This is a genomic window from Neobacillus terrisolis, from assembly GCF_051233475.1.
Taxonomy (GTDB): Bacteria; Bacillota; Bacilli; order Bacillales; family Cytobacillaceae; genus Bacillus_BU.
Genome location: NZ_JBKFGH010000013.1, coordinates 161398 through 185915 on the forward strand (window position 1 = coordinate 161398; position 24518 = coordinate 185915).

26 protein-coding genes and 1 pseudogene are annotated in these 24518 nt (G+C 43.5%); 24 read left to right on the top strand and 3 right to left on the bottom strand.

Annotated elements, in window-relative coordinates:
• The 15 genes and pseudogenes from atpA (at window position 1) to nuoN (ending at window position 15460) form a co-directional block, all read left to right on the top strand.
• On the top strand, window positions 1-1509 hold the full coding sequence (gene atpA / locus ACI48O_RS09355; RefSeq protein ID WP_435561530.1) for a F0F1 ATP synthase subunit alpha: 1509 nt from the start codon (window positions 1-3) through the stop codon (window positions 1507-1509).
• A gap of 38 nt (window positions 1510-1547) precedes the next feature.
• Complete coding sequence (gene atpG, locus ACI48O_RS09360; protein ID WP_435561531.1) at window positions 1548-2405, top strand: ATP synthase F1 subunit gamma; 858 nt, start codon at window positions 1548-1550, stop codon at window positions 2403-2405.
• A gap of 112 nt (window positions 2406-2517) precedes the next feature.
• Window positions 2518-3939, top strand: coding sequence for a F0F1 ATP synthase subunit beta (gene atpD / locus ACI48O_RS09365; RefSeq protein WP_435561532.1), 1422 nt, complete (start codon window positions 2518-2520; stop codon window positions 3937-3939).
• Window positions 3940-3961: 22 nt separating this feature from the next.
• Entirely contained in the window at window positions 3962-4369 is a 408-nt protein-coding gene (locus ACI48O_RS09370) for a F0F1 ATP synthase subunit epsilon (RefSeq protein ID WP_435561533.1), read from the top strand.
• 747 nt (window positions 4370-5116) lie between these two features.
• A complete protein-coding gene (locus tag ACI48O_RS09375) occupies window positions 5117-5491 on the top strand; it encodes an NADH-quinone oxidoreductase subunit A (RefSeq protein ID WP_435561534.1) in 375 nt (124 codons plus the stop codon).
• Window positions 5482-5994 carry a NuoB/complex I 20 kDa subunit family protein gene (locus ACI48O_RS09380; protein WP_435561535.1) on the top strand — a complete coding sequence of 171 codons (513 nt, stop codon included), beginning with the start codon at window positions 5482-5484 and terminating at the stop codon, window positions 5992-5994. The genes ACI48O_RS09375 and ACI48O_RS09380 overlap by 10 nt, the downstream gene beginning before the upstream one ends.
• 48 nt (window positions 5995-6042) lie before the next feature.
• Window positions 6043-6969 (top strand): annotated as a pseudogene (locus tag ACI48O_RS09385) (NADH-quinone oxidoreductase subunit C); the annotation flags it as partial.
• Window positions 6970-6972: 3 nt separating this feature from the next.
• Window positions 6973-8079, top strand: coding sequence for an NADH-quinone oxidoreductase subunit D (locus ACI48O_RS09390; RefSeq protein ID WP_435561536.1), 1107 nt, complete (start codon window positions 6973-6975; stop codon window positions 8077-8079).
• A complete protein-coding gene (gene nuoH, locus ACI48O_RS09395; protein WP_435561537.1) occupies window positions 8079-9086 on the top strand; it encodes an NADH-quinone oxidoreductase subunit NuoH in 1008 nt (335 codons plus the stop codon). Before ACI48O_RS09390 ends, nuoH begins: the two co-directional genes overlap by 1 nt.
• A gap of 21 nt (window positions 9087-9107) precedes the next feature.
• Window positions 9108-9527: an NADH-quinone oxidoreductase subunit NuoI gene (gene nuoI / locus ACI48O_RS09400; protein WP_435561538.1), complete on the top strand. Its 420-nt coding sequence runs from the start codon at window positions 9108-9110 to the stop codon at window positions 9525-9527.
• Window positions 9524-10039, top strand: coding sequence for an NADH-quinone oxidoreductase subunit J (locus ACI48O_RS09405; protein ID WP_435561539.1), 516 nt, complete (start codon window positions 9524-9526; stop codon window positions 10037-10039). The genes nuoI and ACI48O_RS09405 overlap by 4 nt, the downstream gene beginning before the upstream one ends.
• Window positions 10036-10350, top strand: a complete 315-nt coding sequence (gene nuoK / locus ACI48O_RS09410; protein WP_435561540.1) for an NADH-quinone oxidoreductase subunit NuoK — start codon at window positions 10036-10038, stop codon at window positions 10348-10350. Before ACI48O_RS09405 ends, nuoK begins: the two co-directional genes overlap by 4 nt.
• 206 nt (window positions 10351-10556) lie before the next feature.
• Window positions 10557-12422 carry an NADH-quinone oxidoreductase subunit L gene (nuoL, locus tag ACI48O_RS09415; RefSeq protein WP_435561541.1) on the top strand — a complete coding sequence of 622 codons (1866 nt, stop codon included), beginning with the start codon at window positions 10557-10559 and terminating at the stop codon, window positions 12420-12422.
• On the top strand, window positions 12422-13936 hold the full coding sequence (locus ACI48O_RS09420; RefSeq protein ID WP_435561542.1) for an NADH-quinone oxidoreductase subunit M: 1515 nt from the start codon (window positions 12422-12424) through the stop codon (window positions 13934-13936). Before nuoL ends, ACI48O_RS09420 begins: the two co-directional genes overlap by 1 nt.
• A gap of 6 nt (window positions 13937-13942) precedes the next feature.
• Window positions 13943-15460 (top strand): NADH-quinone oxidoreductase subunit NuoN, encoded by a 1518-nt coding sequence (gene nuoN, locus ACI48O_RS09425; protein WP_435561543.1) that lies wholly within the window; start codon window positions 13943-13945, stop codon window positions 15458-15460.
• A 62-nt stretch (window positions 15461-15522) separates the two neighbouring features.
• Here the strand turns inward: nuoN and ACI48O_RS09430 are convergent, their stop codons facing one another.
• Window positions 15523-15831: a hypothetical protein gene (locus tag ACI48O_RS09430; RefSeq protein WP_435561544.1), complete on the bottom strand. Its 309-nt coding sequence runs from the start codon at window positions 15829-15831 to the stop codon at window positions 15523-15525.
• A gap of 164 nt (window positions 15832-15995) precedes the next feature.
• On the opposite strand from ACI48O_RS09430, the gene ACI48O_RS09435 reads away from it, so the two are divergent.
• From ACI48O_RS09435 to spoIID, 5 genes are all read left to right on the top strand, one after another.
• Complete coding sequence (locus ACI48O_RS09435) at window positions 15996-16178, top strand: small, acid-soluble spore protein, H family (protein ID WP_435561545.1); 183 nt, start codon at window positions 15996-15998, stop codon at window positions 16176-16178.
• 321 nt (window positions 16179-16499) lie between these two features.
• Window positions 16500-16736, top strand: a complete 237-nt coding sequence (locus ACI48O_RS09440; RefSeq protein ID WP_435561546.1) for a DUF1146 family protein — start codon at window positions 16500-16502, stop codon at window positions 16734-16736.
• 182 nt (window positions 16737-16918) lie between these two features.
• Window positions 16919-17680 carry a YwmB family TATA-box binding protein gene (locus ACI48O_RS09445; protein ID WP_435561547.1) on the top strand — a complete coding sequence of 254 codons (762 nt, stop codon included), beginning with the start codon at window positions 16919-16921 and terminating at the stop codon, window positions 17678-17680.
• A 33-nt stretch (window positions 17681-17713) separates the two neighbouring features.
• A complete protein-coding gene (gene murA / locus ACI48O_RS09450; protein WP_435561548.1) occupies window positions 17714-19027 on the top strand; it encodes a UDP-N-acetylglucosamine 1-carboxyvinyltransferase in 1314 nt (437 codons plus the stop codon).
• A 676-nt stretch (window positions 19028-19703) separates the two neighbouring features.
• Window positions 19704-20738, top strand: a complete 1035-nt coding sequence (gene spoIID, locus ACI48O_RS09455; protein WP_435561549.1) for a stage II sporulation protein D — start codon at window positions 19704-19706, stop codon at window positions 20736-20738.
• 114 nt (window positions 20739-20852) lie between these two features.
• Here spoIID and ACI48O_RS09460 read toward each other — a convergent pair whose 3' ends face one another.
• A complete protein-coding gene (locus ACI48O_RS09460) occupies window positions 20853-21653 on the bottom strand; it encodes an NAD(P)H-binding protein (protein ID WP_435561550.1) in 801 nt (266 codons plus the stop codon).
• A gap of 22 nt (window positions 21654-21675) precedes the next feature.
• On the bottom strand, window positions 21676-22089 hold the full coding sequence (locus ACI48O_RS09465) for a VanZ family protein (RefSeq protein ID WP_435561551.1): 414 nt from the start codon (window positions 22087-22089) through the stop codon (window positions 21676-21678).
• 140 nt (window positions 22090-22229) lie between these two features.
• On the opposite strand from ACI48O_RS09465, the gene ACI48O_RS09470 reads away from it, so the two are divergent.
• The 4 genes from ACI48O_RS09470 (at window position 22230) to ACI48O_RS09485 (ending at window position 24348) form a co-directional block, all read left to right on the top strand.
• Entirely contained in the window at window positions 22230-23192 is a 963-nt protein-coding gene (locus ACI48O_RS09470; protein ID WP_435561628.1) for a peptidoglycan DD-metalloendopeptidase family protein, read from the top strand.
• A gap of 469 nt (window positions 23193-23661) precedes the next feature.
• The gene (gene spoIIID / locus ACI48O_RS09475; protein WP_435561552.1) at window positions 23662-23934 is read left to right on the top strand and encodes a sporulation transcriptional regulator SpoIIID; all 273 of its coding nucleotides are present in this window, start codon (window positions 23662-23664) and stop codon (window positions 23932-23934) included.
• 141 nt (window positions 23935-24075) lie between these two features.
• Window positions 24076-24192 carry a YjcZ family sporulation protein gene (locus ACI48O_RS09480; RefSeq protein ID WP_435561553.1) on the top strand — a complete coding sequence of 39 codons (117 nt, stop codon included), beginning with the start codon at window positions 24076-24078 and terminating at the stop codon, window positions 24190-24192.
• A gap of 21 nt (window positions 24193-24213) precedes the next feature.
• A complete protein-coding gene (locus ACI48O_RS09485; protein WP_435561554.1) occupies window positions 24214-24348 on the top strand; it encodes a YjcZ family sporulation protein in 135 nt (44 codons plus the stop codon).
• Window positions 24349-24518 lie beyond the last annotated feature (170 nt).

Sequence of the window (24518 nt, forward strand, 5' to 3'; positions counted from 1 at the left end):
ATGAGCATCAAAGCTGAAGAAATTAGTGCGCTGATAAAAAAGCAAATTGAAAACTATCAGTCGGAAATTCAAGTGAGTGATGTAGGTACGGTTATCTCTGTAGGTGACGGTATCGCTCGTGCTCATGGCCTCGACAATGTCATGGCTGGAGAACTTGTTGAATTTTCAAACGGCGTTATGGGTATGGCACAAAACCTTGAAGAAAATAACGTCGGTATTATCATCCTTGGACCTTTCACTGAAATCCGTGAGGGTGACGAGGTTCGTCGTACAGGTCGTATCATGGAGGTTCCAGTTGGGGATGAGCTAATCGGACGCGTTGTAAACCCACTTGGACAACCTGTTGATGGTATGGGACCAATTAACACTACTAAAACTCGTCCTATCGAGTATAATGCACCTGGAGTTATGGCTCGTAAATCCGTTCATGAGCCGCTTCAAACTGGTATTAAAGCGATTGACGCGCTTGTACCAATCGGTCGTGGTCAACGTGAGTTAATCATCGGTGACCGTCAAACTGGTAAAACATCTGTTGCCATCGATACAATCTTGAACCAAAAAGGTCAAAACATGATCTGTATCTATGTTGCAATCGGACAAAAAGAGTCAACTGTTCGTAATGCGGTTGAAACTCTTCGTAAATTTGGCGCGTTAGATTACACAATCGTTGTAACTGCCGCTGCATCTCAACCAGCTCCATTATTATACCTAGCTCCTTATGCTGGTGTATCAATGGCTGAAGGATTCATGTACGAAGGCAAGCACGTATTAGTTGTTTATGATGACCTTTCTAAGCAAGCAGCTGCATACCGTGAGCTTTCATTATTGTTACGCCGTCCTCCAGGTCGTGAAGCGTATCCAGGGGATGTATTCTACTTACACAGCCGCTTATTAGAGCGTGCCGCTAAGTTAAGTGATGCACTAGGTGCTGGTTCAATCACAGCCCTTCCATTTATTGAAACACAAGCTGGTGACGTTTCTGCGTACATTCCAACAAACGTTATCTCAATCACTGATGGACAAATCTTCTTACAATCTGACTTGTTCTTCTCAGGGGTTCGCCCAGCGATCAACGCCGGTCTTTCCGTATCTCGTGTAGGGGGATCAGCACAAATTAAAGCAATGAAAAAAGTATCAGGTACATTACGTCTTGACTTAGCTTCTTACCGTGAATTAGAAGCGTTTGCTCAATTCGGTTCTGACCTTGATAAAGCGACACAAGCGAAGTTAAATCGTGGTGCGCGTACAGTTGAGGTATTAAAGCAAGATCTTAACAAACCGCTTGCAGTTGAAAAGCAAGTTGCGATCCTTTACGCACTTACTCGTGGATTCATCGACGATATTCCACTACAAGATGTTCGTCGTTTTGAAGCTGAGTTGCTAACTTGGTTAGACCACAACCGCAAAGACTTGTTAGACCATATCGTGAATACGAAGGATCTTCCTGCTGACGCTGATATGGCTGCTGCGATCAACGAATTCAAAAAGACTTTCGCAGTATCCGAGTAATTGGAACTAACAAACTTTGAAGAGGGTGGTGAGAAACTGTGGCATCATTACGCGATATAAAAAACCGGATCACTTCTACTAAAAAGACGAGCCAGATCACAAAAGCGATGGAGATGGTATCCGCTGCTAAATGGAACCGTGGGGTTATGAATGCAAAATCATTCGTACCTTACATGGAAAAAATCCAGGAAGTAACGGCATCAATTGCGATCGGCAGCAAGGATGCAAACCATCCAATGCTTGTATCTCGTCCTGTTAAGAAGACCGGTTATATAGTAATAACTTCAGACCGTGGATTGGCTGGAGCATTTAATAGTAACGTATTGCGTCAAGTCTACCAAACGATTCAAGAAAATCATCAATCAACTGATGAGTATGCAATTATTGCAGTTGGACGTGTTGGGCGTGATTTCTTCGTAAAACGTGGTATGCCAGTGATCCTTGATATTATCGGGGTTGCAGACCAGCCTTCATTTGAAGATATTAGAGACATTACAAGTAAATCAGTCGGTATGTACTCGGACACTACATTCGATGAATTATATATTTATTACAGCCATTATATTAGTGCCATTTCTCAAGAAGTAACAAAGAAAAAGCTGCTTCCGTTAACGGATATAACAACTTCTTCAAAACTTACTTCCTACGAGTTTGAGCCTTCGGCTGAAGAAATTTTAGATGTTCTCTTGCCGCAATATGCTGAAAGTTTAATCTATGGTGCACTTTTAGATAGTAAAGCAAGTGAACACGCAGCCCGGATGACAGCGATGAAGAATGCAACTGATAACGCTGGTGAGCTTATCCGTTCTTACACGCTTATGTTCAACCGTGCTCGTCAAGCGGCGATTACCCAAGAAATTACCGAAATCGTTGGCGGAGCTGCAGCGTTAGAATAAACGTGATTGCGCTCCAACCTTGATCTATTTTTATAAAAATAAAGCCGGGGAGCTCGTACGACGAGTCCTCAGGCTTCAATATTGTTTCTAGAGTATGTTAGGAGGGAAAACGATGAACAAAGGACGCGTTCTTCAAATTATGGGTCCGGTTGTTGACGTAAAGTTCGAAAGCGGTCAGCTTCCTGAGATCTATAATGCTTTGAAAATCGTCTCTGAAGCGCGTAACGAATCTGAAGTTGACATCAACTTAACCCTTGAAGTTGCCCTTCATTTAGGTGACGATACAGTTCGTACAATCGCAATGGCTTCTACTGACGGCTTAACCCGTGGAATCGAAGTAGTGGATACTGGTGCACCAATCTCTGTACCGGTAGGAAACGTTACACTTGGTCGTGTATTTAACGTACTAGGTGATGCAATTGACTTAGATGGAGAAATGACTGGAGATTTCCGCCGTGACTCTATCCATAGAGAAGCTCCTTCTTTCGAGCAGCTTTCTACTGAAGTTGAAATCCTTGAAACTGGTATTAAAGTAGTAGACTTACTTGCTCCTTACATCAAGGGTGGTAAGATCGGTCTATTCGGTGGTGCCGGTGTAGGTAAAACCGTATTAATCCAGGAATTAATCAATAACATCGCTCAAGAGCACAGCGGTATCTCTGTATTCGCTGGTGTAGGTGAGCGTACTCGTGAAGGTAATGACCTTTATCACGAAATGACTGATTCTGGCGTTATCAAGCAAACAGCGATGGTATTCGGACAAATGAACGAGCCACCAGGAGCACGTATGCGTGTTGCCCTAACTGGTTTGACAATGGCTGAATATTTCCGTGATGAGCAAGGACAAGACGTTCTTTTCTTCATGGACAACATCTTCCGTTTCACTCAAGCAGGTTCTGAGGTTTCTGCGTTATTAGGCCGTATGCCTTCTGCCGTAGGTTACCAACCAACTCTTGCTACAGAAATGGGTAAATTACAAGAACGTATCACTTCTACTAACGTAGGATCTGTTACTTCAATCCAAGCGATTTACGTACCAGCCGATGACTATACTGACCCGGCTCCGGCTACAACTTTCGCTCACTTAGATGCAACAACGAACCTTGAGCGTAAGCTTTCTGAAATGGGTATCTACCCTGCGGTGGATCCTCTTGCTTCAACTTCTCGTGCATTGTCACCAGAAGTTGTTGGAGAAGAGCACTATTCAGTAGCTCGTCAAGTTCAACAAACATTACAACGTTACCGTGAATTACAAGATATCATCGCCATCCTAGGTATGGACGAGTTATCTGATGACGATAAGCTAATTGTACACCGCGCGCGTCGTGTTCAATTCTTCTTATCTCAAAACTTCCACGTGGCTGAACAGTTCACTGGACAAGCAGGATCTTATGTTCCTGTAAAAGAAACTGTAAAAGGTTTCAAAGAAATTCTTGAAGGTAAATATGACCACCTTCCAGAAGATGCATTCCGTCTAGTTGGCCGCATTGAAGAAGTGGTTGAGAGTGCTAAAAAAATGGGTGTTGAGGTCTAATTTCGGTTCAGGAGGTTAAAAAATGAAGACGATTAAAGTCAATGTTGTTACTCCTGATGGCCCGGTGTACGATAAGGATGTTGAAATGGTAAGTTCAAAAGCTCTTACGGGCGAACTTGGTATCTTACCTGGACATATTCCAATGGTCGCACCGTTAGAAATTGCATCCCTTCGCCTTAAAACCGAAGGAAAAACAGAATATGTGGCCGTTAACGGTGGATTCCTAGAAGTGCGCCCAGACCAAGTAACGGTTCTAGCGCAAACTGCGGAGAAAGCTGAAGACATCGATGTCGAACGTGCCCTTCGTGCAAAAGAACGTGCCGAGCAGCGCCTACGTGATCAAAAACAAGAAAACCTTGATTTTAAACGTGCCGAGCTTGCACTAAAACGTGCCATCAATCGTATCACTGTTGCACAACATAGAGTTTAATGATTTAATGAACAACACCCCCGAGCAAGCGCTCGAGGGTGTTTTTTATTTTGCTGTGTCAAAGAACAATGTTGATTTTGAGCACTCTGTTGATTGGAGCAGAAGGTGCGAGACTCCTGCGGGAGAAGGTGTCACGGGAGACCCCACAGGCGCTTGCGCCGAGGAGAAGGAAAAGTGGAAGCGGCTTGCCCAGGGGCGACAGGCATAAGACGAGCCGGCATGAAGGTCGTTCTTTGACCTTCTTGACGGATTGGCTTATGACCCCGAGCCCCTAGCCGCTGCAGCTAGACAGGCTTCCGGACTCCCCCGCGGAAAGCGAGCACCTGGAGCGGAAATCAACAGCCAACTATAACAGAACCTTTATTTTAAAAAAATAACAATAAAATAAAGAACATAAAATATTATCGAATGTTCAACCATTTTTTAAGATTACGTGTCGAAAAAGTGAATATTTTTCTAAAAATGAAGAAAACTCTGTTTCTTCATTAATACAATACATAGGTTTGAAATAAATTGGAGTCGAATAAATAATAGAGTTATAGATTTACTTAATTTTGGAACTTGAGAAATTAAAGCCAAAAATGGTCGTAAAAGAGGTGAACGGAGCTGCAAAAATGGTATGATGTTCCATGGAAAATCAAAGCCTATTTTTTGGTGGACGTTTGTCGACACAAAATTGTAACAGTGATATAATGTTATCGGTTACAAACGGAATTATGAAAATTTTATGACATAGGAGGTTAGGGCATGGATTTACTCAACTTGTATCAGAATAATTATCTGATTGTCTTTGTGTTTCTATGTCTAGGAGTTTTATTGCCAGTTGTGGCATTGTTAATAGGGAAAATTTTACGTCCCTACAAGCCAAGTGCTGAGAAATACACCACTTATGAGAGCGGTCTCGACCCATTTCACGATGCACGGGTCCAGTTCAATGTCCGCTATTACGTTTTTGCCTTAATGTTTGTTATCTTTGATGTGGAAACCGTATTCTTGTATCCATGGGCCGTTGCCTATGAAAAACTTGGACTCTTTGCCTTAATTGAAATGATGATTTTTGTAATAATGCTTCTAATTGGACTCATCTATGCCTGGAAGAAGAAGGTGCTCAAATGGACTTAAAGCTTGAGAACATCTCACCTGCAGAAATGGAAGAAATCAAACGAACTGTGTTTTTCACAACGCTTGAACAAGTCAAAGCTTGGGCGCGGAGCAACTCACTCTGGCCAATGACATTTGGCTTGGCTTGCTGTGCAATCGAAATGATGGGAACAGGGTCAGCGCACTACGATTTAGACCGGTTTGGAACAATCTTTAGAGCATCGCCACGACAATCGGACTGTATGATTGTATCGGGGACGGTTACGAAGAAGATGGCTCCGATCTTACGACGTCTGTATGATCAGTTGCCTGAACCAAAATGGGTAATTGCGATGGGTTCCTGTGCAACAGCTGGTGGACCTTATGTGAAAAGCTATTCAGTTGTAAAAGGGGTCGACCAAATCGTCCCTGTTGATGTCTATATTCCGGGCTGTCCGCCGAATCCAGCGGCCTTAATTTATGGGATTAATAAATTAAAAGAAAAGATCCGCTACGAGGCGAAAACCGGGAAGAAGGTGTTGTAATCGATGAGCGGGGAAAAAGATATCGAGCAATTAAAGAAAGAAGCAGCCGCCAAAGCAAAAGCTGCTGCCGCAGCCAAAGCGAAAGCGGCAGCGTTAGCGAAACAAGCCGGAAACACAGAAGCCCCAGCTGCTGAAGCAGGAGCAGACGAGAAAGCGAAGGCCGCCGCAGCAGCAAAGGCAAAAGCAGCCGCAGCCGCGAAAGCAAAAGCAGCAGCGCTTGCGAAACAAGCGGGAGGAGCTGAAGCCCCAGCTGCTGAAGCAGGAGACGAGAAAGCAAAAGCGATTGCCGCCGCAAAGGCGAAAGCAGCCGCGGCAGCAAAGGCAAAAGCTGCAGCCGCCGCAAAGCAGGGTGGAGACGCACCGGCGGGTGTTGATGAAAAAGCGAAGGCCATAGCCGCTGCCAAAGCAAAGGCAAAAGCCGCAGCCGCTGCGAAAGCTAAGGCAGCAGGAGCAGCAACAGAAGCGGCCGCTGAACCAGTCGAGGAAGCAAAGCCTTCACCAAATCAACAATACCTTGATAAGTATGTCAAGGTGATTGAAGAGCATCTAGGAAACGATGTATTAGAAGATTCTTATATTAATAAACTGTCTAAAGATGTTCCAACCTTAGTGGCAAAGCGCGAAGCCTATTTCAAGGTGGCACAGTTTTTGAAATACAATGAACTGCTTGGATTTGATTATTTGTCTGAGCTTCACGGTACGGATTTTGAAACGCATATGGAAGTGTATGTCCACTTCTACTCTTATAAAAATCGCCAATCTGTCGCGCTAAAAGTAAAGATTGACCGTGACAATCCTGAAATTGAATCACTTGAACCGCTTTGGGCGGGAGCCAACTGGCCTGAGTGTGAAGCATACGATTTACTGGGCATCAAATTTATAGGTCATCCAAACCTCCATCGCATTATGCTAGGGGAGGATTGGGTAGGTCACCCTCTCCGCAAAGATTATGAACAGTACGATGTGGAGGTATAACCAATGAGTACAATACGAACAGAAGAAATGCTATTGAACATTGGACCACAGCATCCAAGTACCCACGGTGTTTTCCGCCTCGTCGTAAAGCTTGACGGGGAAATCATTACCGAAGCAACGCCGGTAATCGGCTATTTGCACCGTGGAACGGAAAAAATTGCTGAAAATCTGCAATATACACAAATTATTCCATATACGGATCGTTTGGACTATCTGTCTTCGATGACAAATAACTACGTTCTTGTTCATGCTGTTGAAACAATGATGGGCCTTGAGGTTCCAGAACGGGCGGAATATTTACGGGTTATTGTTATGGAGCTTAACCGGATTGCCAGTCACTTGGTGTGGTGGGGCACATTCCTATTAGACCTTGGGGCAACAAGCCCATTCTTATTCGCCTTCCGTGAGCGGGAAATGATTATTAACATGTTAACGGAAATTTCCGGTGCCCGCTTAACCTTCAACTACATGCGTGTTGGCGGGGTAAAATGGGATGCACCAGAGGGTTGGATTGAAAAGGTTAGAGACTTCATTCCGTATATGCGCCAGGAATTGGCTGGATATCACGATCTCGTATCAGGAAATGAAATTTTTCTAAACCGGGTTAAAGGAATTGGAATCTATACTAAAGAAGACGCGCTTAACTACTCCCTCAGCGGAATCAACCTTCGCAGTACAGGGGTTAAGTGGGATCTTCGTAAGGATGAGCCATATTCCATTTATGACCGATTCGAATTCGATGTTCCTGTCCGTACGGAAGGGGATTGCTTAGCGCGTTATCACTTGCGCCTCGCAGAAATGGAAGAATCGCTGAAAATCCTTGAGCAGGCGGTTGAACAGTTCCCGGCAGACGGTGAAATTTTAGCAAAGGTTCCGAAGATTATTAAAGCGCCAAAAGGAGAGGGCTTTGTCCGAATCGAATCTCCACGTGGTGAAATTGGCTGCTATATTGCAAGTGACGGGAAGAAAGAACCGTATCGCTTAAAATTCCGCAGACCATCATTCTATAATTTGCAAATACTCCCTAAGTTATTGAAGGGTGAAAATATTTCGAACTTGATCGCCATTTTAGGCGCGATCGATATTGTTCTCGGGGAGGTAGACGGCTAATGATCGAAGAGTTATTATATTCCAGCCCGGGTTGGTTAAATTTCGGGATCTTCTTCCTTCTGGCTACCATCTTACTTTTGGTCATCCTCGGATTCGTTACGTACGCGATCTTAGCCGAGCGTAAAGTAATGGGGTTTATGCAGCTCCGCAAAGGGCCGGATCAGCTCGGCGGCCGCTTCGGACTATTGCAAACCATTGCTGACGTCTTGAAGCTTTTATTAAAAGAAGATACGATGCCAAAGCTTGCTGACAAGCCATTGTTCATTGTCGCGCCAGTCCTTGCCTTTGCACCATCGTTCATCGTTATTGCAACGATTCCGTTTACCGACAAGCTTCAGTTTGCCGATATCGGTGTCGGATTGCTATACTATGTTGCTTTTTCAGGCATGACCATCGTCGGGATCTTAACAGGAGGCTGGGCTTCCAATAACAAATACTCGCTGCTCGGTGGGATTCGGGCAACGGCGCAGATGATTTCATACGAAATACCACTGGTTATGTCGCTCTTAGGGGTTATTTTACTAACAGGAAGCTTGAACTTAAATGATATCGTTGCCGCACAGCAGAATGGCTGGTTCATTTTGCTTCAACCGGTTGCCTTTATCGTATTCATCATTGCTGGAGTTGCAGAGCTAAATCGGGTGCCATTTGACTTGCCTGAAGCAGAAAATGAACTGGTAGCGGGATATTTTACCGAATACTCCGGCTTCCGCTGGGCGTTTTTCATGTTAACAGAGTATGTGTACATGTTTGCCATGTCGGCGCTGATTACTTCTGTATTCCTGGGCGGATGGCTGCCGCTTCCATTCTTGGGCTTTATACCGGGAGCTGTGTGGTTTGCCCTTAAATTCAGCTTAATCGTCTTCTTCCTAATCTGGATTCGCTCAACATTTCCGCGTGTCCGTGCCGACCAGTTGATGGAGTTCGGCTGGAAGGTCCTATTACCTGTATCATTGGCAAATATATTCTTAACAGCATTAATCAAAGAATTGATTAATTTGTTTTAAATAAAAAAGGGGTGAGACTACATGCTTGGTTTAGCGAAAGGCTTGAAATATACCCTGAGAAGTCTGACACGTGAAAAGCTAACATATGACTATCCAAACGAGCCGCTGCCGCTTCCAGATCGTTTTCGCGGCATTCAAAAGTTTTACCCGGAAAAGTGTATCGTTTGTAATCAGTGTTCAGCGATTTGTCCGACAGACTGTATCCAACTTACTGGGAAAAAGCACCCGGATCCGTCGAAAAAGGGGAAAATCATCGACACATATGACATTAACTTTGAAATTTGCATTTTGTGCGATTTGTGCACGGAGGTTTGCCCAACTGAGGCAATCGTCATGACCAATAATTTCGAATTAGCGGAATACAGTCGCGATGCCTTGTTTAAAAACCTCGAGTATTTGGACGAAAATGATGAAAATGTTCGGCAGGTGAATAAACCATGACGGGTGAATTAATCGCATTTATGGGCCTCGCGCTTATCGCCATCATCGGCGGTGTGCTGCTTTTGAACCTCAATAAAGTCGTTCATATGGTCCTTGCCCTTGTATTAACTTTTATCAGCATCGCCGGCATTTACGTTCTTTTATCAGCTGAATTTGTTGCCGGTGTTCAAATCTTGATCTATTCCGGTGCGATTTCGATTATTATGCTATTTGGAATCATGCTAACCCGTCATAACGACGAAGAAGAGCAAAAGCAGGGCGGCTTTCGGAAATTCTTACTTTTTCTAGGAGTTGTCGGCTTCGCAGCAGCATTCTATTTCGGAATATACGATCTCGATCTTCCGGTGAAAGATATTGGCCTTCACGAAGATAATACACAAAAGATCGGGAAAGCCATCTATTCAAAATTCGTGATTCCATTTGAAGTCACATCCGTCATTCTTTTAGTCGCATTAATTGGCGCGATCGTCCTGTCTAAGAAGGACGAGGAAAAGGGGGCAGATAATCAATGAGCTCAGCTCCTATTTCAGTCTATTTAACCCTGGCACTTATTCTATTCTGCATCGGGCTTTACGGAGCATTAACAAAGCGCAATACGATCATCGTACTGATCTCGATTGAACTAATGCTCAATGCAGTCAATATTAACCTGGTTACCTTCAGTAAATACGGTGTTGTTCCATCGATTGACGGCCAGATCTTTGCTCTATTTGCGATCGCCGTAGCCGCAGCTGAAGCAGCCCTAGGCTTAGCAATCCTCATATCGCTGTACCGCAACCGCAAAACGGTTAACATCGATGAAATGGATTCTTTAAAGCATTAATATTTTTTTAAAAATAAACCAGTTTTCAGCAGAACGATCGATTGTTGAGAACAGCTAGTTTTTCACAGCAATAAATTTGCAAAGAACAATGATTCGCCCGTGCTTTGGCGGCGAATCATAGACCCGCAACAGGCGGGCCTCAATCAGACGCGTGGCAAACAGATGACACAGCCAAATAAACGCGTTTAAAAAAGGGGAATGTGATATTGATGGAGAGTGCATGGATCATACCGCTTTTCCCGCTTTTATCGTTTCTAATCCTTCTTCTTATCGGTAAACGATTGAAAGAAGCGAGTGCTTATGTTGGAATTTTACTAACACTGGCCACTTTCATTTACTCTTTATTGGTGCTATTTGAGCGTTTTTCAGCGCCAACATATAAGAACGAGGCGATTTGGCTTACGTTCGGGGATACTCAGATAACAGCGGGTTTTGAAGTGAATCAATTAAATGCATTAATGCTAGTAATCGTTTCGCTAGTCAGTTTACTAGTTCATACCTATTCAAAAGGGTATATGCATGGAGATGAACGAATTCCGGTTTTTTACGCTTACCTAGGCTTGTTCACGTTTGCGATGCTCGGTTTAGTTCTATCACCGAATCTATTACAAACGTACATATTCTGGGAGCTTGTCGGTCTAGGTTCCTTCCTGTTAATCGGTTTTTATTTTTACAAAGAGGAAGCAAAGGCGGCAGCGAAAAAAGCATTTATCATGACAAGAATCGGGGATGTCGGCTTGCTAATCGGAATGATCCTGTTATTCTGGCAAGTTGGCAGCTTTGAGTATGATGAAATTTTTAAAGCAGTGGAAGAGGGAGCCGTATCGGCTGGGATGATCACGCTGACGGCGATCTTAATCTTTGTCGGGGCGGTCGGTAAATCCGGTCAATTCCCACTGCACACCTGGTTACCGGATGCAATGGAAGGTCCGACACCAGTTTCCGCATTAATCCACGCCGCAACGATGGTTGCCGCTGGGGTTTACTTAGTAGCCTCACTGTTCCCATTATTTACGGCAAGTGAAACAGCACTGTTAACGGTCGCTGTTGTTGGTGCGGTTACCGCGATTTTCGCGGCAAGCATCGGTCTTGTGCAAACTGATATCAAGCGAGTGCTCGCATACTCAACCGTCAGCCAGCTCGGCTATATGATGCTGGCGCTTGGTTCAGCAGGCTATGTTGCCGGAGTGTTCCATTTAATGACTCACGCATTCTTTAAAGCGTTGCTATTCTTGGCAGCGGGTAGCGTGATTCATGCGGTCCACACTCAGAACATTGAGGAAATGGGCGGATTATGGAAAAAGCTTCGCGTCACAGGTCCGTTATTTTTAATCGGAACATTAGCGATCAGCGGTGTGCCGTTATTTTCCGGATTTTTCAGTAAGGACGAGATTTTAATCGCGGCTTGGGAAGGTGGACATACCGTTCTATTCTGGTTGGCCGTTGCCGCTGCCTTCTTTACCGCATTTTATATGTTCAGATTGTTCTTCATGGTGTTCAGCGGGGAAGCTCGCAGCGAGATGAAGAATGTTCATGAGTCACCATCGGTGATGACTTTGCCGATGATCGTGCTTGGCGTATTGGCCGTTGTGTCCGGATACGTGAACACGCCTTGGTTCGGAACCTTCCTTGGCGATTGGTTGACTGAGGGCAATGAAGCGCTTGGACATGGCCATATCGAAGGACCGGCATGGATTATGATTGTCGCAACCGTTGTGTCGTTAGCGGGAATTGGCCTCGCCTGGGCGATCTACTCAAAGCGCAGTATATCACGCGGCTGGATAACGGAGCGTGTGCCGCTTGTCTACAATATTTTATATAACAAATATTATATCGATGAATTCTACGGACTAACGATTGTTTATGTAACAAAATGGATCAGCCAGCTGTTTAGAATTATTGAAGTCTTCCTTGTAGAGGGCATCATCAAGCTGGTAATCGGCACGGTGCAAACGCTTGGCAAAACCGGCTCTAAGGCACAATCCGGACAGGTTCAAACGTACGGTACGGTCGCCTTTGTTGGTCTGGCGTTGTTAGTTGTGATCTTTGCTTTGACTGGGGGGTACTTATAATGAATATGGAAAATTTCTTATCCATCTTAGTATTCTCCCCGTTACTAGGTATATTGGCTTTAGCGTTTGTTCCGAGAGCAAAAGAAGAAACGATTAAAATTATCGGCTTTGTCGCAACATTGCCGGCACTCGTTTTCTCACTGGTCGCTTTCTTCCAATATCGCGGGGGTGCAAACCTCGCACAATTAGCGGAAAAGGTGCGCTGGGTGCAATTTGGCCGCTTTGATGATAAGTATTTATTCGCGGTTGATTACGAGTTGGGTGTCGATGAATTTTCGTTGATCATGGTCGTTTTGACAGCCGTCGTGGCAACTTTGGCAGCGATTGCTTCCATTCACATTAAAAAAGAATGGAAAGGGTATTTCATGTTATTCCTGCTGCTCGAAGTCGGGATGCTCGGTGTGTTTACCGCCCAAAACCTGATCCTGTTCTTTATCTTCTTTGAAGTGACGCTGGTGCCGATGTTCTTCTTGATCGGTAAATGGGGTTATTTTGAAAAAGAAAAAGCAGCTTACAGCTTTTTAGTTTATAACGGTTTAGGCTCGGCGATTCTGCTCATCGTCATCATGGTGCTGTTCGCTCGGACCGGAACCTCAAATATTGAAGCGTTGAAATATTTTATGAACGAAGAGGGCGTCGAGCTGATTGCACCAATCTCTGATGCCGCGAAGTTCGGATTGCTTGTGGCATTGCTTGTGGCGTTCGGTGTGAAGCTGCCGATCTTCCCATTGCACAGCTGGATGCTGAAGGTGCACGTAGAAGCACCACCATCCATTGTAATGATTCACTCAGGGATTTTGTTGAAAATCGGTGCTTTCGGTTTAATTCGTTTCGGGATGGGAATTTTCCCGGAACAGTTTAAGGAAGTTGCTGGTGTGCTTGCCGTACTTGGGGTTGTAAATTTATTGTACGGAGCATATTTGGCATTTATCCAAAAAGATTTCAAAATGGTACTAGCTTACTCGTCGATTTCTCATATGGGGATTGTCTTGATTGGCTTGGGTGCTTTAAATGCTGCCGGGATTCAAGGGGCAATTTTCCAAGTCGTGTCGCACGGATTAATTTCCGCGTTGTTGTTCTTCCTTGTTGGAGTGATGTATGAAAGAACGCATACAACGGCAATTGACAAGCTCGGCGGATTGGCGAAGGGCATGCCGCTTGTGGCCGGATTTTTACTAGCCGGCGCAATGGCTTCACTCGGCTTGCCAGGGATGTCAGGCTTCGTCAGCGAGTTCATGGCGTTCATGGGCTTGTTCAAGGAAATGCCTTGGTTGGCTGCAGTCGGTACGCTTGGCATTATCATGACGGCTGTATACTTGTTGCGCGCGGTGCTCGGCATGACGTTTGGAAAAGCAGAGCGGGAATTCGCTGGTGTGTCAGATTTGCGAGCAGTAGAAATGATTCCGGTCTTAACGTTAATGGGTCTAATCGTATTAATCGGTGTGTACCCAACGCTGTTAAGCGAACCGCTCCAAAAAACAATCGAAACCATCATGTTAGGGATAGGGGGGTGATGAAGGATGGATACAGCTGCATTATCATCGTATGAATGGGGAATTATGACTCCGGAATTCATCATCCTTGGTGTCGCAACCTTAATGTCCCTGCTTGATTTATTTGCACCTGCACGTTTCGACCGTCGCAATATCGGCTGGATCGGCGTAGCTGGTGTGTTATTGGCAATGATTTCGTTGGCAGGCTTATTTGATGCCGAGGTAACAACGATTTTACACGATACGTTCCGCCTCGATTCGTTCGGGAAAGCATTTAAGCTATTATTACTCGGCGGTTCGGCATTAGTGTTAATTTTAGCAATCAGCGACGATACGCGCGAAGGCTTAGAAGAGTATCGCGGTGAGTTTTACTACTTATTCTTAACAGCGTTGTTGGGCGCGATGGTGATGGCGTCAAGTGGTGACTTAATCACCTTGTTTGTTGGACTTGAGTTGTTATCACTTTCTTCTTATGTTTTAGCCGGAATACGCAAGCGTAATTTACAATCGAACGAAGCGGCTATGAAATACATCATTAACGGAAGTATTTCTTCGGCAATAACTTTGTTCGGTTTAAGCTATGTGTACGGTTTAACAGGTTCAACGAATTTGCTTGAGATTGCAGCAGTAGCTGGAACCGTTGCAGATTCAAAAATGGTCTATTTGCTAGGCTTAGCCTTCTTCATGACGTTTATCGGTTTGTCGTTCAAAATTGCTTCGGCGCCGTTTCATATGTGGGCACCGGACGTTTACCAAGGTGCGCCAACACCAGTTACGGCTTTCTTGAGTGTCGTTTCAAAGACGGCCGGTTTTGTGTTGATGACTCGGGTGTTCTTGATGATCTTTGTCCGCATCCCAACAGAAGGAACGGGCTCGATGCCGTTCTTCTATCAGATTCAGGACTATATCGGCTTCCTGGCCGGGGCGACGATGATTGTTGGTAACGTGGTAGCGTTGCGTCAGCGCAATGTGAAGCGGTTGTTTGCCTATTCAAGTATCGCGCACGCAGGATATTTGTTAGTCGTGTTTACGACTTTACAGTTTATGTTTAATACGTTGTGGTTTTATTTAGCCGCTTACTTATTCATGAATTTATGTGCATTTGCGATTATCCAATTGGTAACGAATGGCAAAGGTTCTGAGGACATTAGCCTGTTTGCCGGTCTGTATCGCAAGTCACCGTTCTTGGCGGTGGCAATGGGTGTGGCCGTGCTTTCACTGGCCGGATTCCCAGGAACAGCCGGATTTATCGGGAAGGTCAACATCTTTATGGGCGCTTTAGTCGACCAGCCTGCCCACTACGTTTTAGCATCGATCATGATCGCTGCGACGGTAGTTTCTTACGTTTATTATTTTGGTATAATGACGCAAATGTTTTTCCGTCCAGCCGACGAGAAGCATGGCGAGAAGATTCATATTCCAGTCGGTGTTGGAGTCGTGATCGTGATTTGTGTAATTGGCACTCTGGTGCTAGGGGTGGCACCAGATACAGCTTATGACTTCATCGATTCACAGTTTAAGAATTTCAGTGATTTCTTCCAGTAATGGAAGTGATGAAATTGGATTTATTTAGTAAATAGCGTTACAATAAAATTACGAACAAAGTTTTAGTGGGAAAATAAAGGGGATCGTTTAGGGAAGAGGCGAGTTAGTTTGGTGCCTCTTCCTTTTTTGTGTTTGCGGGGTTTTTGTGCGTAGAATTTGAATTCTACCCTGTGATGAATGGCACTTGCGCCGATAAAAGTGGAAATACCGCCGATAAAATTTTGGAAACCGCCGATAAAAGTGGAAAAACCGCCGATAAATTCCGGAAAACCGCCGATAAATGTTGCGCGCTGCCTTGTCAGGGTGTGACAAACTAAACATTGGCTCATAAAAATCGAAAAACGGCTCATAAATGTTGCGTAACGGCTCATAAAAACCAAAAACCGGCTCATAAATTCACCGAACCGGCTCATAAATTTAACAAAATGCCAAAAAACCAATTAATAATAAGCTTTTCTCCAAAAAATCCATACATAACTATCGTTAAACGGTCAAAAACTAGAGTGAATCTATAAAAAATAGGGAGTGTATGGAAATGGATGCAAAGAGAGTGAAGCAAATACTATCCTCTTCGGCCGATGTTGATGTAAAATATAATGGGGCATCGGTTTGGATTGATGCCTTAAATGATGATCAAAGAACAGCGACTGTTCATTTAAGAGGTCCGAGGTTAGAAGAGCGGACAATTGTTGAGATACATGAGTTAGTGGAGGAATAACCGGCTTACGAAGTTCACTAGTGAGCAGAGGAACCGCCGGCGTTCGAACTGCACTAGTAAGCAGAGGAATCACCTTGTACACGTGTTTTGCGTGTTTTGTTTCGCGCCAGAACGAAAATAATACACCTTCAGATTGCAACCACCTGGAATGGGTGGTTTTTACGTGCGTGTTTGGATGGCGGCGGAGGGGTATTGGAGTTAAAACAGATATTGGATGGAGCTTGTTGTGAATTGGCTGAAGGAACGGGGCTGGTTTATTTTTCATAAAAAAAGTTTGAAACTTTTTCACAAGTGGTTCGTCTAAAAGGGGGAGATGGTAATTTGATTATGGAGTTTGGGCAGCAGGCGTTGTTGAGCATCTTGTCGCATCTGGTGTTTATTGCGGTGGCGTGGTGGGCGATTCAGGCGCTGCAGCTGGAGAAGATTTTGAAGAAGAATCACGTTGTGCAGGCAAGAGTACTATATATAATATTGTCGATTGCGCTTGGTTCTAGTGTTAGTAATTTTTTCCTTGATTATTTGTTGTGGTCGCAGCAGTTACCGTTAATGTTCCAGTAAGTACCTGTTTTGGCGAAAATTTAGGACTTCCTACATGTTCCCAAATGGGCCATTTTTAAGTACAATTCATTTTGTGTTGTTTTTTCTTGAATACATATGTGCTTGTCAAAAAGTGACGACAATTCCCAAGTATGCAGGCTCCTCTTCGGGTAACAATGTAAGTATGGAGAGGAGTTATAAAGATGAGACAACATATAAATAAGTTGGTGTTTTTGGTAATTATTTGTTTTATCATTTTGCAATTCGGGAATGGCACGACGGAAGCAATGAAATCGAGATCGCTTGAGGCGAGCGATTTAATTACAATAGCATCTGTCATCCAAGGCGAAAATATTCAAGTTGATGAATGGACCATTCATGCAAGAGAAAAGCTGACTGATGTTAAGCAGCAGAAGGATGTTGAAAATTACGTAAGTGCATTGAAGAAGAAATTTCCAAAGTGGGATTGGAATCAATCAGAAACGCATCAGTATTGGGAAGCAACCGCTGTTTCCCCAGAGCATTCACCATTTCAACAAATGATTCGAATTGTTTCGACCCCCACAAAACAAACCACTCAGGCGTATGTAATTTATGAGGTAAGCGGCCAAGCTTGGGCTGATTCTACCGAACGATTTTTGGAAACGGACATATCTTCAACATTTTCTGACATTTTTCGTGGGAAACCTGAAATTTTCTCTTGTGTAAAAGCGGAACTAGATGGTAAGATGAAAACGACTTTGACTTCAAAAAAGAATGGTTTATTAGAAGCATTTAATGCGAATGAAATAGAATCTCTATCTGAAAATAAGTTTATTTCCGTAACGGCATCTTCGCCTTTATTCGCCGAATCGCTAAAGAGAAACCATGACAGTATGAATTTACAATTGGGGCTGCGAACAACAGGAATGGGCGCGCAAACGACCCTAGTAGTTGGCACACCAATCATTACGATTGAATATTAATATAGAGAAAATGGACGCGGAGGGGAATACACTTTGGAAAAGATCATCGTCCGCGGCGGAAATAGGCTTAGCGGTACCGTTAAAGTAGAAGGGGCAAAAAATGCCGTTTTGCCTGTACTCGCTGCAACATTATTAGCAAGTGATGGAAAAAGTATTATTCGTGATGTACCCGCTCTCTCCGATGTATACACGATTAATGAAGTATTGCGTTATTTAAATGCCGGAGTGGAGTTTAATAATAATCAGGTTACGGTTGATGCGTCAAAAGTGCTAAGGAATGAGGCACCTTTCGAATATGTTCGAAAAATGCGGGCATCTGTTTTAGTTATGGGCTCTTTATTGGCTCGAAATGGCCGCGCTCGTGTTGCCTTGCCAGGTGGATGTGCAATTGGATCTCGTCCGATTGACCAGCACTTGAAGGGCTTCGAAGCAATGGGAGCACATGTTAAGGTTGGCAACGGCTTTATCGAGGCCGAGGTTTCAGGCGGTCGCTTAAAGGGAGCGAAGATCTATCTTGATTTTCCAAGCGTAGGTGCAACGGAAAATATTATGATGGCAGCAACGCTTGCTGAAGGAACGTCGGTTATTGAGAATGCGGCGAAGGAGCCGGAGATTGTTGATTTAGCGAATTTCTTGAATGCGATGGGCGCGAAGGTTCGTGGCGCTGGCACAGGAACGATTCGTATTGAAGGTGTAGATGTCCTGTTTGGGGCCGATCACACGATTATTCCGGACCGTGTTGAAGCAGGAACGTTCATGGTTGCTGCGGCGATTACGGGTGGAGACGTGTTGGTAAAAGGCGCTGTTCCTGAGCATTTGACTTCGTTGATTGCAAAAATGGAAGAAATGGGCGTTACCGTTGTGGAGGAAGCTGACGGGGTTCGTGTTATTGGCCCTGAGGTGTTGAAGGCAGTTGATATTAAAACGATGCCGCATCCAGGTTTCCCAACGGATATGCAGTCACAAATGATGGCATTGTTGTTGCGTGCTCGAGGTACGAGCATGATTACAGAAACTGTGTTTGAAAACCGCTTTATGCACGTGGAAGAGTTCCGCCGCATGAATGCGGATATTAAAATTGAAGGCCGTTCGGTTATTATTAATGGTCCGTCTAATTTGCAAGGTGCGGAGGTTGCGTCGACTGATTTGCGCGCAGCTGCTTCGTTAATTTTAACTGGTCTTGTTGCTGATGGTTTTACTCGTGTAACAGAGTTGAAGCATCTTGACCGCGGTTATGTGAATTTCCACGAGAAGTTGGCGCTGTTAGGTGCTGATATTGAGCGTGTGAAAGAGGAAGATCATTTGTTGATGATCGAGGAAAGTGTTGTTACGGATTTGAATGCTTAATATATGTTATGGCACGCCCGCCGAAGTTGAGTTGATCAGCTTCGGTTTTTTGTTGTGGGGGGTGGGAGGGTAGTCGTTTTCGTGGGGGGGTGGTGGTGTAACTATTTCAGAGTGTCCCATATAATTGGAAGTTGTCCCATATAATTCATAGATGTGCCATATATTTGGAAGTTGTCCCATATATTTCAGAAGTTGGTCCATAAAATTTAAAAGTTGGTCTATATATTTCTGAGGTTGGTCTATAAATTTAAAAAGTTGGTCTATATATTTTTTGAATTGTCCCATATCCACATTTAAACGAGCATAAACAACTTTCAGTGAGCAAATATTTTTAAAAAAAGAAGGAAATCCCCGAAAAACTAGCTGATTTTAATAAAAATTGCAAAATTCCCCTTGAAAATTGACCCTTTTTTTTAAAAATATCCTCATTTTCCTATAAAAATTGCAAACCAGCTAAATAAATTTAACGAAACGACTCATAAACAACAAATAGTCATCTTCACGAGGAGATTTTCTGTCATAAACGCTTGTCCAAAACCATATGAATTAATGAAACGAGGCGAACGAAAAATCCATCACCCCACTAAAGCAGTGGGGGACTGTCCCCCGCCCCTGTGCTGTGATGAAGCGTACCCGTTCGCTGGCGTTTACTTTTCATTGGTATGGAGGCTTAATCATGACACGATTCAAACTTTACGTCGCAGTAACAGCATTGCTATTAGCGGTAACCATTTTAATACCGAGCTTACTTGTCCTTCCCTTTAGTGCGGACGAAGTGAGCGGAAAGCTGGGTGAACGGTTAATGAAGCAAGATCAACCGGTTCAAGGAAATCAAAACCAACCAACTAGCATCGGTGTGGAAGTTGCCGTTTATAGAACTGCTTCACAAACAATGGAAAAGCTTCCGCTTGAAAATTATGTAACAGGGGTTGTAGCTGCTGAAATGCCTGCAGACTTTGAAATGGAGGCGCTGAAAGCACAAGCACTTACCGCAAGAACGTATATCGTGAAGCAAATGATCAGCGATAATCGCGTTGGTTTACCGGAGGGGGCGGACACCGCTGACACCGAGCTGCACCAGGTGTACAAAAATGAGACAGAACTTAGGAACGTCTGGAAATCGGACTACAATTGGAAAATCAAAAAAATTAAAGAGGCCGTTACGGCAACCGCCGGGCAAGTCCTCACCTATAATGGCCAGCCAATTACCGCCACATTTTTCTCCACTAGTAATGGTTATACTGAAAACTCAGAGGATTATTGGTCTAATTCATTTCCATACTTAAGAAGCGTTCAAAGCCCGTGGGATAAAAATTCACCTAAATTCTCGGATCAAAAGATCTTCACGATTAAAGAGTTTGAAGCGAAGCTCGGCGTAAAACTTGCGAGCAAGAGTTCTGTTGGGAACATCACTGAAAAAACTGCCGGACAACGTGTTGCAAAGGTGAAAATTAATGGCAAGGAATTTTCCGGAAAAGAAATACGAGAGAAGCTTGGCTTGAAGTCAACCGACTTTGAGTGGGTGGTAAAAGGAGATAATATCGTAATCACAACTGAGGGCTATGGCCATGGTGTTGGCATGAGCCAATACGGGGCAAACGGAATGGCTTCCGCCGGTAAAAATTATCAAGATATCGTTAAGCATTATTACCAAGGGGTAGAAATATCCGGAGCAGACACGATGCTAGCGCAAATTACTGCGAAAAAATAAGTTTATTTTAAAAAACTTATATAAAAGCATAAAAAATAGCAGAGTAGTTCGGTATCAGAACTCGCTCTGCTTTTTTGTTGATTTTTGGAGTGCGAATAGCATGTTAATTTTACGCTAATGCTTAGATTTTCGGATTCTCTCCATATCCTCAGCGGAATATGTTTGGATGCCTTTTTGTTCTTTCTGAGCAACCAGAAACATTGCAGCAGCAACTGTCTTCGCTTCTATCCCCATGCGGCTCCTTAATTGATTACCCAATATTGAACCTAAACCACGAACAATATCAATAGCTATTTTTTCGAGCAAGCGAAACTCACTACGATTACCTAATAACAGTGGAGGTTGGAAAATAGACATCACTTCATAGGGAATTTCTTTTAGTTTCTCTTCAAGTTCACCCTTCATCTTTGGGTACCACAAACGTGAATTTTTATTTGCATTCATAGAACTTACAATGAGGAAGTGCTTGGCGCCTTTCTCCTTTGCCAATTCAGCAATAGCAATCGGGTATTCTACATCAATCCGATACATCGCTTCTTTTGTCTTAGCCTTCTTGATGGTTGTTCCTAATGTACAAAACACATCATCAACAGCAAAATATTGTTCGACTTCTTCCAGCCGCTCAAAATTACCAATTACCTCAACAAGGTTAGGATGTTTAACCTCAAGTGGTCTTCTAACTAAAGCATAAATTTTTTCGTATTTTTGACTATTTATTAAAATATGAAGTAATTCATTTCCTACCAAACCAGTAGCTCCAGCTATCAGTGCGGATTTTTTAATCAACTTGTTTTCACCCTTTCCTTCTAGGGACGGTTCTCCTGTACCCTTTGTTGCCAAAAAAGCACTAACTGTTTCACCTTTGGGAACAGGAGAACCGTCCCCCTGCGCCCCCATGCACCACAAAAAGAACACAGGAGAACCGTCCCCCTGCACCCTAAATCTTCTTTAGCATGCTCCCAATCCTGCTAAATTTACCCTGGAATATGGCGCCGCGGATGATGTACCAGCTGACGGCTACGCCGATCCAGTCTTTGACTGCGTCGATGATTGTGGCTGAGCGGTAAGGAACGAATGATTGGTGAATTTCGTCGATAATCCCGTAGCTGCCGGCAATCAGGGCGCAAATTAAACTCACAGTGGGCGAAAATTTACCAGTGGTAAGCATGGCCATAACCAGCAGCCAATAAAGGATCGCGAACTCTACTAAATGGAGCGATTCTTTAATAAAGCGGTCGACGCTTAATTGAGGAAGCTCGACAATGGCGTCGCTAGGCATGCTAGACATAATCCAAACCGCGACCATATAGGCAAACGGTAAAATTCGCAAAAACCATCTTAACAAAACCATAGACTAAATACTCCTTAAAAATATTTTAAAAAAGGTGAATAAAACCTTTGATATTGTCGAAAAATAAGCAGAAAAAATTTTTTTGCGCTCATGTATATTATTCTTGCAATCGGTTCACAATGATTGCAGAGGTGATGAAAATGAGAGAGGAAGAAACTAAACGATCTTCTCAGGATTCTAGTATAAAACGCTTTTTCAAAAAGCGTTGGGTAATTCCAGCAATTTATATTGCAAGTGCAGCTATTATTTTAACCGGGGTCCTTTGGTATCAAAGCAGCAACGATTCTAGTTCTAACAAAATCGATTACAAGGCAACAGACATTTCTGGCAAGAAAATCAATGAGGAGCCAGCGATTGAGGTTAACCGTGCAATGGAAAACTTCGTAATGCCTGTTAGCAATGTGGAATCTGTTAAAATCCAAAAGCCATTCTATGAATATGATGGCAAAAAGGAAGAACAAGTAGCTGCTTTAGTAGAGTACAATAATTCGTACCATCCGAACACTGGTATTGATATTACGATGAAAGATGGAAAAACCTTTGATGTCATGGCTTCCCTAAGCGGAACCGTTACAGATGTTAAAGAAGATTCCCTGCTTGGTAATGTCATTGAAATTGAGCACGATAAAGGTATTGTAACACAATATCAATCTGTTACTGACATTGCGGTAGAGCCTGGCGACGAAGTCGAACAAGGACAAGCAATTGCAAAAGCTGGAAAAAGCTTATATAACGAAGAAGCAGGAATTCATCTGCACTTCGAAATCCGTAAGGACAACATAGCTGTAAATCCAAATGATTACTTCAATAAACCATTAAGCACTTTGCAAGAAGCTGATGTAAAAGCAAATAAGGCTGCTGATGACAGCAAAATGACTGATGACGAGAATGTCTCAGATGATAGCGAAAATAAAAATGCTACTGATGATAGTAAATCGACTGAAGACAAAAAATCAACAGACGATAGTAAATCGACTGAAGATAAAAAGTCAACAGACGATAGCAAAACATCTGAAGACAAAAAACCAGCTGACGACAAGTCGAACAGTGGTGAAACTGAAGAAAACAGCAAAAAGTCTAATGAATCAAGCATGAATTCATAAGGATGAATGAAGAGCCGGCAATGGAGCGAAGCGCATGAGAGCGCGGACCTCTGTTGCTGGTTTTTTAGCTTGAAGCAGATTACCATCCTCCAACTAAATCCACCCTCAATCTGCCCTATTTTTTCAAAAAAAAAACGGCATACGGATAAATTTTCAAAAAATTTCCGGTTCACCTTGTCCTGTTTGTGTTTTTCGTGCATAATCCCGTCCGCACGCTAATAAACTGTTACAAACCTTACAAAGGAAGTGTTTGAGGTGAGGAGTCGTTTGCAGGCAGCATTTTTAGTTGGGAATATGATTATTTTTCGCAAACACAGAAAGTAAACGCTTTCTGCCGCATAGAGAAAGATAAATGATCAGTCCAGGATGAATATATGTAGCATCACGTGCGGAGTGACAGCATTTAGGAATGGCGTAAAGCGGACTTCATTTCACGCTTCTCATCTTCAATTTAGGGAGGGCGAGTGGTGTGCACGATTACATCAAAGAGAGGACTATCAAGATTGGAAAGTATATCGTGGAGACGAGAAAAACAGTTCGTGTAATTGCGAAGGAGTTTGGCGTATCCAAAAGTACAGTCCATAAAGACCTTACGGAAAGACTTCCGGAAATTAACCCTGATTTGGCTAATGAAGTGAAGGAAATTTTAGATTATCATAAATCGATCCGGCACCTGCGCGGTGGCGAGGCAACCAAATTAAAATACCGTAAAGAGGAATTAGAAGAAGAACCAGTACAATAGTGATGGACCAAGATAACTTCGAACCGGCTTTTTCATAAGGCAGGTTCTTTTTTTGTTTTTTAAAAAAATTGCAGTTGGACAATTACGGTATGAAAAATATTACATATAATGCAAAGACGATAGAAAATGGAGGTGTTAGCTTTGGGTGCCCGTGGTGTTGATGGTGGATATGGTCATGGAGCAGGGTTTGCGTTAATTGTTGTTTTATTTATTCTGCTAGTTATTGTTGGCTCTGCTTACGTAGGTTTCGGCTATTAATAAATTAAAGGAGTGAAGAGTATGTACGGTTGGGGAGGAGCTGGCTGCTGCGGCTACGGCTATCCAGCACGAGGCGGTTTCGGATTTTGTAATCCGTTTGTGTTGATTGTTGTATTGTTTATCCTTTTGATTATTGTTGGCGCTGCTTGGTGCTAATTTGAAATATCGTGCTGCCTGAGTAATACTCGGCAGCATTTTTTGTGCAATTGGGAATTTGAGGAATACGCCTAATGTCTAGGACAATTTACGGTGCATATGATGAAATGGAATGAAATAAACGAGGGGAGCCCATACTATCTAAACTACCCTCATTTCCAATTGCTCAC

Coding starts and splice junctions, on each gene's coding strand:
- atpA (WP_435561530.1), top strand. CDS start 1: ATGAGCATCAAAGCTGAAGAAATTAGTGCGCTGATAAAAAAGCAAATT.
- atpD (WP_435561532.1), top strand. CDS start 2,518: ATGAACAAAGGACGCGTTCTTCAAATTATGGGTCCGGTTGTTGACGTA.
- ACI48O_RS09370 (WP_435561533.1), top strand. CDS start 3,962: ATGAAGACGATTAAAGTCAATGTTGTTACTCCTGATGGCCCGGTGTAC.
- ACI48O_RS09375 (WP_435561534.1), top strand. CDS start 5,117: ATGGATTTACTCAACTTGTATCAGAATAATTATCTGATTGTCTTTGTG.
- ACI48O_RS09380 (WP_435561535.1), top strand. CDS start 5,482: ATGGACTTAAAGCTTGAGAACATCTCACCTGCAGAAATGGAAGAAATC.
- ACI48O_RS09390 (WP_435561536.1), top strand. CDS start 6,973: ATGAGTACAATACGAACAGAAGAAATGCTATTGAACATTGGACCACAG.
- nuoH (WP_435561537.1), top strand. CDS start 8,079: ATGATCGAAGAGTTATTATATTCCAGCCCGGGTTGGTTAAATTTCGGG.
- nuoI (WP_435561538.1), top strand. CDS start 9,108: ATGCTTGGTTTAGCGAAAGGCTTGAAATATACCCTGAGAAGTCTGACA.
- ACI48O_RS09405 (WP_435561539.1), top strand. CDS start 9,524: ATGACGGGTGAATTAATCGCATTTATGGGCCTCGCGCTTATCGCCATC.
- nuoK (WP_435561540.1), top strand. CDS start 10,036: ATGAGCTCAGCTCCTATTTCAGTCTATTTAACCCTGGCACTTATTCTA.
- ACI48O_RS09420 (WP_435561542.1), top strand. CDS start 12,422: ATGAATATGGAAAATTTCTTATCCATCTTAGTATTCTCCCCGTTACTA.
- nuoN (WP_435561543.1), top strand. CDS start 13,943: ATGGATACAGCTGCATTATCATCGTATGAATGGGGAATTATGACTCCG.
- ACI48O_RS09430 (WP_435561544.1), bottom strand. CDS start 15,831: ATGAGCCGTTACGCAACATTTATGAGCCGTTTTTCGATTTTTATGAGC.
- ACI48O_RS09435 (WP_435561545.1), top strand. CDS start 15,996: ATGGATGCAAAGAGAGTGAAGCAAATACTATCCTCTTCGGCCGATGTT.
- ACI48O_RS09445 (WP_435561547.1), top strand. CDS start 16,919: ATGAGACAACATATAAATAAGTTGGTGTTTTTGGTAATTATTTGTTTT.
- spoIID (WP_435561549.1), top strand. CDS start 19,704: ATGACACGATTCAAACTTTACGTCGCAGTAACAGCATTGCTATTAGCG.
- ACI48O_RS09465 (WP_435561551.1), bottom strand. CDS start 22,089: ATGGTTTTGTTAAGATGGTTTTTGCGAATTTTACCGTTTGCCTATATG.
- ACI48O_RS09470 (WP_435561628.1), top strand. CDS start 22,230: ATGAGAGAGGAAGAAACTAAACGATCTTCTCAGGATTCTAGTATAAAA.
- ACI48O_RS09485 (WP_435561554.1), top strand. CDS start 24,214: ATGTACGGTTGGGGAGGAGCTGGCTGCTGCGGCTACGGCTATCCAGCA.